This is a genomic window from Lentibacillus daqui (assembly GCF_027186265.1).
GTDB classification, from domain to species: Bacteria; Bacillota; Bacilli; order Bacillales; family Amphibacillaceae; genus Lentibacillus_C; species Lentibacillus_C daqui.
Window position 1 is genome coordinate 1,825,144 of record NZ_CP114176.1, and the last position, 12,495, is coordinate 1,837,638.

12 protein-coding genes are annotated in these 12,495 nt (G+C 40.9%); all 12 read left to right on the top strand.

Annotated elements, in window-relative coordinates:
• The first annotated feature begins 82 nt into the window (after nt 1-82).
• The 12 genes from spoIVA to aroA all read left to right on the top strand — a co-directional run bounded on the left by spoIVA (nt 83) and on the right by aroA (nt 12,462).
• A complete protein-coding gene (gene spoIVA / locus O2S85_RS09235) occupies nt 83-1,561 on the top strand; it encodes a stage IV sporulation protein A (RefSeq protein ID WP_269412357.1) in 1,479 nt (492 codons plus the stop codon).
• Nucleotides 1,562-2,021: 460 nt separating this feature from the next.
• The gene (hbs, locus tag O2S85_RS09240) at nt 2,022-2,294 is read left to right on the top strand and encodes a non-specific DNA-binding protein Hbs (RefSeq protein WP_269412358.1); all 273 of its coding nucleotides are present in this window, start codon (nt 2,022-2,024) and stop codon (nt 2,292-2,294) included.
• Between the two features lie 346 nt (nt 2,295-2,640).
• Nucleotides 2,641-3,423: a heptaprenyl diphosphate synthase component 1 gene (locus O2S85_RS09245; RefSeq protein ID WP_269412359.1), complete on the top strand. Its 783-nt coding sequence runs from the start codon at nt 2,641-2,643 to the stop codon at nt 3,421-3,423.
• Between the two features lie 3 nt (nt 3,424-3,426).
• Nucleotides 3,427-4,137: a demethylmenaquinone methyltransferase gene (gene menG, locus O2S85_RS09250; RefSeq protein ID WP_269412360.1), complete on the top strand. Its 711-nt coding sequence runs from the start codon at nt 3,427-3,429 to the stop codon at nt 4,135-4,137.
• Nucleotides 4,138-4,462: 325 nt separating this feature from the next.
• Nucleotides 4,463-5,434 (top strand): heptaprenyl diphosphate synthase component II, encoded by a 972-nt coding sequence (gene hepT / locus O2S85_RS09255; protein ID WP_269412361.1) that lies wholly within the window; start codon nt 4,463-4,465, stop codon nt 5,432-5,434.
• Between the two features lie 75 nt (nt 5,435-5,509).
• Nucleotides 5,510-5,956 (top strand): nucleoside-diphosphate kinase, encoded by a 447-nt coding sequence (gene ndk, locus O2S85_RS09260; protein WP_269412362.1) that lies wholly within the window; start codon nt 5,510-5,512, stop codon nt 5,954-5,956.
• Between the two features lie 301 nt (nt 5,957-6,257).
• Entirely contained in the window at nt 6,258-7,424 is a 1,167-nt protein-coding gene (aroC, locus tag O2S85_RS09265) for a chorismate synthase (RefSeq protein WP_269412363.1), read from the top strand.
• A complete protein-coding gene (gene aroB, locus O2S85_RS09270; RefSeq protein WP_269412364.1) occupies nt 7,424-8,503 on the top strand; it encodes a 3-dehydroquinate synthase in 1,080 nt (359 codons plus the stop codon). The genes aroC and aroB overlap by 1 nt, the downstream gene beginning before the upstream one ends.
• Nucleotides 8,500-8,904 (top strand): chorismate mutase, encoded by a 405-nt coding sequence (gene aroH / locus O2S85_RS09275; protein ID WP_269412365.1) that lies wholly within the window; start codon nt 8,500-8,502, stop codon nt 8,902-8,904. Before aroB ends, aroH begins: the two co-directional genes overlap by 4 nt.
• Nucleotides 8,879-9,970 carry a histidinol-phosphate transaminase gene (hisC, locus tag O2S85_RS09280; RefSeq protein WP_269412534.1) on the top strand — a complete coding sequence of 364 codons (1,092 nt, stop codon included), beginning with the start codon at nt 8,879-8,881 and terminating at the stop codon, nt 9,968-9,970. Before aroH ends, hisC begins: the two co-directional genes overlap by 26 nt.
• Before the next feature lies 1 nt (nt 9,971).
• Complete coding sequence (locus O2S85_RS09285; RefSeq protein WP_269412366.1) at nt 9,972-11,078, top strand: prephenate dehydrogenase; 1,107 nt, start codon at nt 9,972-9,974, stop codon at nt 11,076-11,078.
• A gap of 94 nt (nt 11,079-11,172) precedes the next feature.
• Nucleotides 11,173-12,462 carry a 3-phosphoshikimate 1-carboxyvinyltransferase gene (aroA, locus tag O2S85_RS09290; protein WP_269412367.1) on the top strand — a complete coding sequence of 430 codons (1,290 nt, stop codon included), beginning with the start codon at nt 11,173-11,175 and terminating at the stop codon, nt 12,460-12,462.
• Nucleotides 12,463-12,495 lie beyond the last annotated feature (33 nt).

The following is a 12,495-nucleotide window of genomic DNA, read 5'->3' on the forward strand; positions in this document are numbered from 1 at the left end:
TAGGACAACATCATAGACTTGTAATGTCAATTATTCGTAGTTTGTTCGTTAGTAAATGTAATGGAGATCGGGAGGGGATCGTTTGGAAAGAGTTGATATTTTTAAAGATATTTCGAAGCGGACGAATGGAGATATTTATTTAGGTATTGTTGGAGCGGTTCGGACAGGCAAATCAACATTTATAAAAAAGTTCATGGAACAGGTTGTATTACCAAGTATTGAAGACGAGAATGATCGCAGTCGTGCACTTGATGAGTTGCCACAAAGCGCTGCCGGTAAAACAATCATGACGACAGAACCCAAATTCGTTCCCAATCAGGCGGTATCCATACATGTAGATGAGGGTTTGGATGTCAATATCAGACTCGTAGATTGTGTAGGATATGCTGTTGATGGCGCCAAAGGTTTTGAAGATGAGAATGGACCAAGAATGATTCACACACCATGGTATGAGGAACCAATCCCATTCCATGATGCCGCGGAAATTGGCACAAGAAAGGTTATTCAAGAACATTCTACGATGGGGGTTATTGTAACAACCGATGGAACCATTGGTGAAATCCCTCGCAGTGACTATGTTGAAGCAGAAGAAAAGGTAGTAGATGAGTTAAAAGAAGTAGGTAAACCATTTATTATGGTGATCAATTCGGTTAGACCTTCAAGCCAGGAAACGGAGTTATTGAGACAAGAATTGGCAGAAAAATATGATATTCCTGTATTGGCAATTAGTATCGAATCTATGACTGAACATGATGTTCATAATGTTTTGCGGGAGGCTTTATTCGAATTTCCAGTATTGGAGGTCAATGTGAATCTGCCGAGCTGGGTCATGGTATTACGAGAAAATCATTGGCTCCGGGAGAATTATCAAGATGCGATCCAGACTACTGTAAAAGACATCAAGCGGCTGCGTGATGTGGATAGCATTGTGGGGCACTTTAACGATTATGAATATATTGAACGAGCGAATATTGCCGGGATGGAGATGGGGGATGGGGTCGCTGAAATTGATTTGCATGCACCCGATGATTTATATGACCAAATACTGACAGAAATTGTTGGTGAAGAAATCCGCGGGAAGGATCATCTGCTTGAACTAATGCAAAATTTCGCCTATGCCAAAAGGGAGTATGATCAGGTTTCAGGTGCATTGCAAATGGTCAAACAAACAGGTTACGGAATCGCGGCACCGAGTTTGGAGGATATGGCGCTCGATGAGCCAGAGATTATCCGTCAGGGCTCACGTTTTGGAGTGCGTCTCAAGGCAGTAGCACCATCCATACACATGATCAAGGTTGAAGTGGAATCTGAATTCGCCCCGATTATCGGAACAGAAAAACAAAGTGAAGAGCTTGTCAGATATTTGATGCAAGATTTTGAGGAAGATCCGCTATCCATTTGGGAATCAGATATCTTTGGCCGTTCACTCAGTTCAATTGTCAGAGAAGGTATTCAAGCTAAAATTGCTATGATGCCTGAAAATGCCAGATATAAATTAAAAGATACGCTGGAACGGATTATCAATGAGGGGTCAGGTGGATTAATCGCCATTATTTTATAGCAGCAAACGGGCTGCTATTTTTTTTGCGCATTTTTGCACTTAAAAAAAGGGATTGCTCATATAGCTTTGAAACTAAATTCGTCTATTAAAAAGCGTGAATATGGCGGTTTCATTTTAGTTCTTCCATGAAACCACCAACATTTCTTATATAAATAAAATTTTTTTGTGAAAACAGCAGGAAATTCCGTATTTATGTCGTATAACTATAATAATGCCTGCGCATTGGATAAGGCGGTTATTTTAACAAAAAACAGGAAAAATCATAAAAAATACCCCAATTTATTATAAAAATACGATCTTATTGTTGAATTTTGTTGCAAACTCAGTTATTATAAGCCTTGTCATCAATGAAAAAGGTGGCTTAAAAGTATAAAAGCAGGCAATTTGGTTAACAAATGAAGACATCATGATTTATTTGTAATTCCAATGTCTATGAAGACTCTGGGAGGAGGTGAATGTCATGAATAAAACAGACTTAATAAATGCAGTAGCTGAGAAGAGCGAACTATCAAAGAAAGATGCTACAAAAGCTGTTGATGCAGTTTTTGAATCTGTCATGGATTCACTTAAACAAGGTGAAAAAGTACAGTTGATTGGATTTGGGAACTTTGAAGTACGTGAGCGTTCAGCTCGTAAAGGCCGCAATCCACAAACTGGTGAAGAAATTGAAATTCCTGCAAGCAAGGTGCCTGCGTTTAAACCAGGAAAAGCCCTTAAAGATACAGTAAAATAATGGATTTACATAGGGCGGAAAAAGGATGCGTCAATGCGCATCCTTTTTCTATGGAAAAAAGAAATACTTCTTGAATGAAGTTTCACCAGTAGAACGGGACTAACATTCACGGGAGTAGCCCCCACTGAAGTTTCACTTTATGATTTGCCAAGGAATTATGCTATAATGACTTGGGAAGATGAAAGCCGTGTACAACTGTCTCATTTGGTACAAGCGCATCCTGCTTAAAGGCGGGATCAACCTTGTAAGAGGATTGGCAGATTTCAAGTGATACAATCAAACCAGACAGTTAGCTTATTGCCCATCTATTCCGGTGACCTTAGTGAAAAGGCTTAGGTGATGATATTTGAACACACTAGATAAGCAAATGAAAAAATACAAAGCATTAATTAACAAGCATATGCAACATACATATTTAGACAAGTACATAAGAAGTGCGATTATCCCCGAAGAGAAACTATTTGTTTTGTTATCCGTTATCAATACCAAGGGGTTATCTGAATCACAAAAAGACACATATATCATTACCGCGATGCTCGTTCAAATAGCGTTGGACACGCATGACACGGTCGTAAAAGTAACGGATCCTGCTGAGGGCAAACAGGAAAAACGCAGAAAACAGTTATCCGTTCTTGCCGGGGATTATTATAGTGGGCTCTATTATTCATTACTGGCAAATAGTAACGATTTTGATATGATTCATGTGCTTGCAACAGCAATTAAAGAAATCAATGAGGCAAAAATGAACTTGTATTATTTGGCTACTGATTCCTTGGAGAAATACGTACAAATTGTGAAGAAGGTGGAATCTTTATTATTTGTTCGGATAGCAATGCATGTGAATGAATTCGCGATAATAGGTTTGTTGGAGAATTGGTTGCTGGAAAATCGGCTGGTTCATGAAAAACAATGCTTGCAAAACAAAGGATATTCACCTTTGTTTGCTTGGTGGCCTAAAGATGAATCTGTTCTATCAGCCAATTTGGAATCAATCATCGACCGTTTGCATGCGCGAATAAAAACAGAAATTGAGGAAATTCCATCCAGTTATCATGACCTGTCAGATCGTATAACCGCTCAACTGAATGATCATTCTACGATCCGAACAAAACAAGCGGAAGAAGGGTAACAGATGCAACAGCAAGAGAAAGAGGAACGTGTCCATCACGTGTTTGAAAAAATATATAATAACTATGATGCAATGAATTCCGTTATCTCATTTGAAATGCACAAGGCATGGCGCAAAGATGTGATGAAGCAAATGCAAGTGCAAAATGGTGAACAAGCACTTGATGTTTGTTGTGGAACCGGTGATTGGTCATTTTCCCTGGCAAAAAAAGTAGGGCCAACGGGGAAGGTAATTGGATTGGATTTTAGTGAGAACATGCTTCAAGTTGCCAAAGAAAAACAAAGACATACATTTCCAATGAGGCAGCTCCAATTTATCCACGGAAATGCCATGCAGTTACCATTTGCAGACAATACATTTGATTATGTTACCATCGGATTTGGTTTAAGAAATGTCCCGGATTATATGACTGTTTTAAGGGAAATGTATCGAGTAGTTAAACCAAATGGGAAAGTTGTGTGTTTGGAGACATCCCAGCCTACAATGATTGGCTATAGACAACTATTTTATTTTTATTTTCGATTTATTATGCCATTATTTGGCCGTTTATTTGCAAAGAGCTATAAGGAGTATGCCTGGTTACATGAATCAGCAAGAGATTTTCCAGGTAAACAGAAATTGAAACAGATGTTTGAACAAGCAGGTTTCTCCCAAGTTCAAGTAAAAAGTTACAGTGGCGGAGCAGCAGCAATGCATATGGGCACAAAGGCGTAAGCACCCCGGTTAGCGGCGTACAAACTGCGCCCGTGCAACACGGGTGGTTCGGCGTTGCCGCGCAAAGCGGCGTCCTTAGCCGAACATCCTTACCTACGAGATAAAGGAAACATGCCCCTGCAAAAGGGGTATGCCGACGTTGGCTGCAAAAGCCGTTCTTAGTCGGCCTTCCTTTAACTTACGAACCGATGTTGACTTATCGTAGGAAGAAACCTGAAGTTTGCTAGCCGCTGGGTGCTGAAGCCAGACGGCACAAAGGCGTAAGCACCCGGTTAGGCTTGCCACATTAGTACAAAACAATGTTGAAACGCAAAAGGTGACATGCATGAAATTAGCGAAGACTTATGGATATTTAAAAAAAGATTTAGATCATATTGAACAAGCCTTAAATAGCGCAATCCAGGCGGAACACCCTGTTTTACGGAATGCAGCTACACAGTTATTGAATGCTGGTGGAAAAAGGATCCGTCCGGTATTTGTTCTGCTGTCCGGACAATTTGGCAACTATGATATGGAACGGATGAAGACTGTTGCTGTCTCGCTGGAACTCATTCACATGGCTACGCTTGTTCACGACGATGTGATTGACGATGCTGAGTTACGGAGGGGAAAACCAACCATTCGGCAATTATACGATAATCGTGTTGCTATGTATGCCGGTGATTATATACTGGCGAGATCCTTAGAACAAATCACCATGTTAAAAAAACCGCAAGCACACCATGTGTTATCAAAGACGATTGTCGACGTTTGCATTGGAGAGATCGAGCAGATCAAGGACAAGTATGACTGGAACCAGCATCTGAGAAATTATTTGCGCAGAATCAAGCGAAAAACGGCCTTATTAATCGCAACAAGTTGCAAATTGGGAGCCATTGCTGCGGATGTGTCTGAAGTATATGCCAATAAATTATATCAGTACGGTTATTATATTGGCATGTCTTATCAAATTATTGATGACATCCTCGATTTCACCTCATCCGCGCAAGAACTCGGCAAGCCGGTTGGAAATGATCTGTTGCAAGGCAATATTACCTTACCTGTTTTATTCGCTATGGAGGATAAAGACTTTAAGCGTTTATTACAAGAAACCTTTTTGAATCCGGATACCATTTCGGATAGGCAGATGCAAGTGCTGTTGACGGGACTGCATGAAACAGATGCGATAAACCGCTCCTATAACTTGAGTAATCGTTATTTGGAAAAGGCATTGCATATTGTCGAGCAATTGCCGAATGTCAAAGCAAGGAACACATTAAAGGAAGTTGCTAAATACATTGGTAAGCGACGTACGTGAACATTGTCATTTCTGTCAAAGTTTGTTAAGATTTTATAGGTTTGACAAAATATACATACTTGAAGAGGTGGAAAAATGGAAAAAACATTTTTGATGGTAAAGCCGGATGGTGTGCAACGCGATTTAATTGGTGAAATTGTTACACGTTTTGAACGGAAAGGATTTCAACTCGTCGGCGCGAAATTAATGAACATTTCGACAGATTTAGCCGAAACACATTATAGTGAACATAAGGAACGCCCTTTCTTTGGTGAATTGGTAGGATTCATCACATCCGGACCTGTATTTGCCATGGTTTGGGAAGGAGAAAACGTGATTACAACTGCTCGGGAAATGATGGGAAAAACCAACCCAGCTGAGGCAGCGCCAGGTACCATTCGTGGCGATTTCGGTGTTACGGTTGGAAAAAACATTATTCATGGCTCTGATTCGCCTGAAAGCGCTGTACGTGAAATCAATTTATTTTTCAATGAAAACGATATTTTATCATATGAAAAACAAGAGAACACTTGGATTTATTAAACAGCAACAACCTCCGTCCCAAAACGGAGGTTTCTTTATTACAGGATACTTTTTTTACCACGCATTAACTGGCAGTAATCCCCCTGCTTTATAAAACAAAAAGGAAATACTCTTGTGGATTGATGCCCAAGGGTATTTTTTTAAGTGTCAGCGACTATATTTGAATCGCTCCATTGCATAAATCAATTATTCGTCATATAATTATAAATTATTACTTACATAATCATTTCCTTAAATATTGCCACATTTGGATTTGAATGTGATATAGTTATACAAAATTGCTTGGATGGAGGATGTAACAATGCGTTATTTAACTGCGGGAGAATCACACGGAAAACAACTGACAACAATCATCGAAGGCATTCCTTCCAATATGCCATTGGTTAAAGAAGATATTAATTCTTCTTTGCTACGTAGACAAAAAGGGCATGGGCGTGGTAAACGCATGCAAATCGAAAAGGACATGGCTGAAATAACGAGTGGTGTTCGTCATGGCTACACATTGGGCTCGCCGATAGCTTTGGTTATACATAATGATGATTTTAAACATTGGACCGATATCATGGGAGAGGATCCAGTTGCGCAAGATCAAAAAATCCGTCGTGAAGTATCACGGCCGAGACCAGGGCATGCGGATTTGAATGGTGCACTTAAATATGGTCATCGGGATATGCGCAATGTACTGGAACGCTCCTCGGCAAGAGAAACGGCTGCACGCGTGGCTGCTGGGGCCGTTGCAAAAACACTGTTAAAACAACTGGGTATTGACGTTGTTGGCTATGTTAAAGAAATCGCTGGAATTCGGGCTGCTGAGATAAGTGATTTATCATGCCAGGAGCGATTTGAACGACAAGAAGCGTCTCCTGTACGTACGCTTGACAAAACAGTGGAAAAAGAAATGATGGATGCCATCGATCAAGCCAAAAAGGATGGTGATTCAATCGGTGGGATTTGTGAGGTATATGTACAAGGCATGCCCGCTGGTGTTGGTTCCTATGTCCACTATGATCGTAAACTTGATGGCCGGATCGCTGGTAGTGTTGCAAGTATTAATGCATTTAAAGGGGTCGAATTTGGTATCGGTTTTGAAGCAGCCCGAAAAAACGGCAGCGAAGTCCATGATGAAATTACCTGGAACGAACAAGCTGGCTATTATCGCAAAACCAATCGACTGGGTGGTTTTGAAGGTGGAATGACGACCGGGATGCCCATCATTGTCCGTGGTGTCATGAAACCAATCCCAACTTTGTATAAACCGTTGCAAAGTATTGACATTGAAACAAAGGAGCCGTTTCATGCAAGTATCGAGCGATCTGATTCGTGTGCTGTCCCAGCTGCATCTGTGGTCATGGAACATGTGGTGGCCTTTGAGCTGGCCCGGACGCTTTTGGAACAATTTCCAAACGACCAGTTTGATAAATTGAAAGCGGCCATTGATGAATACCGGGAAGAAATAAGGTGTTTTTAATGGATAAACTATTGATCCAAACAAGTACAGATCCTTACTTTATTTTTACGGGTAAGGATCTGCGGTTTTCACTAACTAAAATTTTACCGAAAAAGTACCCGACAATCATGATAATTACTGACGATATTGTGGCCGATTTATATCTTGATGATTGTCTGAAAAGTTTGCCGAAAGATGCTCGTATCTTTCATTCGATTGTCCAGCACGGCGAACACGCAAAGGGAATCAAGACATACTATCAGTTGCTTACTGATGCGATTACCGGTGGTTTGGACAGGCAATCTCTGATTATTGCTTTAGGCGGTGGTGTTGTCGGAGATCTTGCCGGATTTGTTGCTGCTACCTTTATGCGCGGAATTGATTACATTCAAATGCCGACGACTATCCTCGCGCACGATAGTAGTGTAGGGGGAAAGGTTGCGATTAACCACGAATTAGGAAAAAATCTGATTGGTAATTTTTACCCACCGAAAGCGGTTATTTATGATACAACAACATTGGCATCATTGGACGAACGGGAAATACGTTCCGGTTATGCCGAACTTGTCAAGGAAGCATTAATTGCGGATAAAACATTTTTTGATCAATTAATGAATACAAATCTTGCTTCGCTAACGACTGATCAGTTGGCAAATCATTTGCAAAACGGTATGGCGATCAAGGCAAAAATAGTAGAAGCGGATGAAAAAGAAGCCGGTATTCGCAAATACTTAAATCTTGGTCATACACTCGGTCATGCACTCGAAGCAGAATTAGGTTATGGCATATTGACACATGGTGAAGCAGTGGCGATCGGTACATTATTCGCGATCAAGGTCAGCGAAACGATTTTTTCTGGAAATCTACCATATATGAAACTAAAAAGCTGGCTGCAAGAAAATAATTATCCATTATCAGTAAAGCCGGCGGTCAATGTGACAGCATTAATAAACAAAATGAAATCAGATAAAAAAACGGTAGCCAAAAAGATTCATATGGTATTACTGAAACAAATTGGTAATTTGCAGGAGATGGAAATAAGTGACAAAGAGATATCTTTATTATTGGAATCATTCTTTAGAGAGCTGGTGGTAGCATGATACGTGGTGTACGTGGAGCAACGACTATCGAGGAAAATAATGAACAAGAGATTGTAACCAATACAAAAGAATTAGTCGAGGAAATGGTAGATAGCAATGGAATAAAACCCGAGGATATTTCCCATGTCTTCATTTCCGTAACCAGTGATGTAACTGCTGCTTTTCCGGCAAAATCACTTCGGCAAATTCCGGGATGGGTATATGTACCAGTGATGTGTATGCAAGAAATTGAAGTCCCAGGAAGTCTCACGCGTTGTATCCGGGTGATGATGGTCACGAATACAACCATGGATCAGCGGGAAGTACAGCATGTATTCCTTCATGGGGCAAAACAACTACGTCCGGATTTAATTGGAGAGGAAGGTAATGAAGCAAATGTACGGAAAACAAATATTAACTGAAATGGCACCATATAAACAAGGCAAACAAATGGATGAGGTAAAGGCTGAATACGGATTATCCAAGATTGTAAAACTGGCATCAAATGAGAATCCATTTGGTTATTCACCAAGACTAAGGGAACAATTACCATCAATACTAAACGAATTTGAATTTTATCCGGATGGACACGCGCAAGCTCTACGGACTAAATTAGCGGAAAAGTTGGCTGTCCCTGAAGATCAGTTGGTTTTCGGCAGCGGAACAGATGAACTGATACAGATTATTTGCCGAACATTTTTGTATCCTGGTGTAAACACAGTGATGGCCACCCCGACCTTTGGGCAATATAAACATCACGCACTTGTTGAGGGGGCTGATGTAAAGGAAATCCCAACCGTAAATGGCTATCATGATCTACCGGCAATGATGAAGGCAATAGACAAACAAACAAAAGTAGTATGGCTATGTTCACCTAATAATCCAACAGGAAGTCTGATTCCCAAGAATGAACTTATTGCATTTCTGGATCAATGTCCTGAAGATGTCCTGGTGATACTGGATGAGGCATATTACGAATATATTGCTTCTGATCACCGATATCATACCATCGACGCCATTCGTACACATAAGAATCTATTATTATTAAGAACATTTTCCAAGGCATATGGGCTGGCAGGCTTACGTGTAGGTTATGGAATTGGCGATGAAGAACTGATTGCTAAATTAAATATTGTCAGGGGCCCATTTAACACTTCATCTCTCGCACAAAAAGCAGCAATCATTGCGATTGGGGATCAAAATTTTATTGAAGAAACCAATCAGCGAAATTACAAAATCAAAGACGACTTTCAACGCTTCTTAGATAATCTTGGCTGGTCTTATGATGATTCACAAACCAATTTTCTGCTCGTTAAGCTGCCGGTCGCAGGAACTGAATTATACGATTATTTATTGAAACGAGGGTATATTATTAGACCCGGGGAGGCACTTGGCTGTCCAAATACAGCTCGTATCACGATTGGCAATGAACAGGATATGAAAGAATTACAAACGATACTAACAGACTTTGCAAAGTTGAGGGATTGACATGGCAAAACAAACAATATTTGTCATTGGGCTTGGGCTGATTGGTGGATCACTGGCAAAGGCAATTGCGGAAACGAACAATTGCTATATCATTGGCTATGATACGAACCCCAAGACGATTGAATTTGCCCAAATGAGCGGAATCATTGATGAATCGAGCTTATCGATTACTGAGTCAGTAAAAAAAGCAGACGTTGTTATTTTTGGGACACCGATTTCGGATACCATTGCCTTGATGCAGCAAATTGATGAGGTGCCGCTCGATCATCCCGTTATTATGACGGATGTTTGCTCTGTGAAGAGTTCCGTCATGTTGGCAGCCAAACAATTAAAGAATCCCAATATTACATTCATCGGTGGTCACCCAATGGCAGGTTCACACAAAAAGGGTATCATGGCAGCGAAAACCTATTTATTCGAAAATGCGATCTATGTGCTGTCACCATTGGACGAGCAATCAATTGCACAGGTAGAGACGCTGAAGGAATTATTAAAGGGCACAAGAAGTAATTTTGTTATTTTGCATCCTGATGCGCATGATGAAATGACCGGAGTAATCTCCCATTTCCCTCATTTGATTGCCTCATCTCTGGTTCATCAGGCCAAAAAATGGGAGCATACCCATACATTTATTCCCAAGCTTGCGGCCGGGGGATTTCGTGATATAACACGGATCGCCTCAAGCAATCCGGAAATGTGGCAGGATATTTTTTACCATAACCGGGAGAAAATGTCCCAGTTATTGTCAGATTGGATCGCTGAAATGACGGAATTAAAGCAGCTGATCGACCAGAATCAACATGTACAAATGACTGGTTATCTTAAACAGGCAAAGGAATACCGGGACGGTTTAGGAAAAGATGATAAAGGTGCAATTCCGGCATTTCACGATTTGTATGTAGATATTCCCGACCAAAGCGGCGCTGTCGCTTCCGTGATGCAAATCCTAGCTGCCAAAGAAATCAGCATAAAAAATATTGAAATCCTGGAAATACGGGATGAAAGCATCACCGGTATCTTACGCCTAAGCTTTCCGACTGAGGCATTCCAATTGGCAGGTAGCCAGATTTTACAAAAAAAGGGATATGAAGTCATCATGGATAATTGAGTAGATGTTCGTCATAGCTCCACTAAGGTGATGATATTACATAGGGAACGTGTTCATTGCCTATAATTTGTAAAGAACAAAAGGAAGTGGTTGAATGAGTGTTAAAGAGCTGACGCCGAGTCACAAATCACTGACCGGTGTATTAGAAGTCCCGGGGGATAAATCAATTTCACATCGGTCTGTTATACTCGGGTCCATGGCAAATGGAACCACGACCGTCAGAAACTTTCTGGATGGTGAAGATTGTTTGCGGACAGTTGCCATTTTTAAAGCTTTGGGTGTAACCATTGAGAAACATCATACCACCCTTACGATTCATGGGAAAGGAACACAAAACTTAATGGAACCCGTTGTACCACTTTATTTTGGCAATTCCGGAACAACTGCCCGTCTAATGATCGGGGTGCTGTCAGGACTCAGGTTTTTCTCCACTGTTTATGGTGATCCATATTTAACGAAACGGCCAATGGATCGGGTGATTATACCTGCCCAACAAATGGGAGCAGTGTTTGATGGACGAAAGGGTGGAACATTTTTACCTTTATCGATCAGGGGCGGGGAACTTACCGGAATACGTTATACGCTTCCTGTCAAAAGTGCCCAGGTAAAATCATCTGTACTGCTTGCAGGGCTATTGGCTGAAGGGGAAACCACTGTAATTGAACAGACTCCGACAAGAAACCATACCGAAAACATGCTTGGTGCGTTCGGTGCGAATGTAGAACAACAGGACGGAGAAATCACCCTGGCTGGGAAACAGAAGTTAACCGCAACCGATGTTTTTGTGCCTGGTGATATATCATCTGCTGCATTCTTTTTTGCGGCTGCTGCTATTGTAAAGGGAAGTCAATTAACCATTAAAAACGTTGGACTTAATTCGACACGAACCGGAATTCTTGATGTCATGCAGCAAATGGGGGCTGCAGTCGAAATAAGTAATGAGCAAACTATTAGCGGCGAACAGATGGGTGATGTTACAATTTCCTATAGCAATTTAAAAAGCACGGTCATTGAAGGAGAAATTATTCCACGGTTAATTGATGAAATACCGATTATTGCGTTGCTGGCAACCCAAGCCAAAGGAAAAACCATTATCAGGGATGCTGCTGAATTAAGATTGAAGGAAACGGATCGGATAGCTGCGATTGTTGAAGTGTTAACCACTTTAGGTGCACAAATCGAGGCGACGGACGATGGCATGATTATTCACGGCAAGTCAATATTACATGGTGGAAAAGTACGATCTTTTCATGACCACCGAATCGCTATGATGGCGTCAATTGGTTCGCTTATAGCAACAGATCGTGTATACTTGGATGATGATTCTTGTATAGCTATTTCCTACCCGGATTTCTTCACTGATCTGGCTACGGTTTTAAATTAATCTTAAACGAAAGAATCCGCTTCATGGTGGATT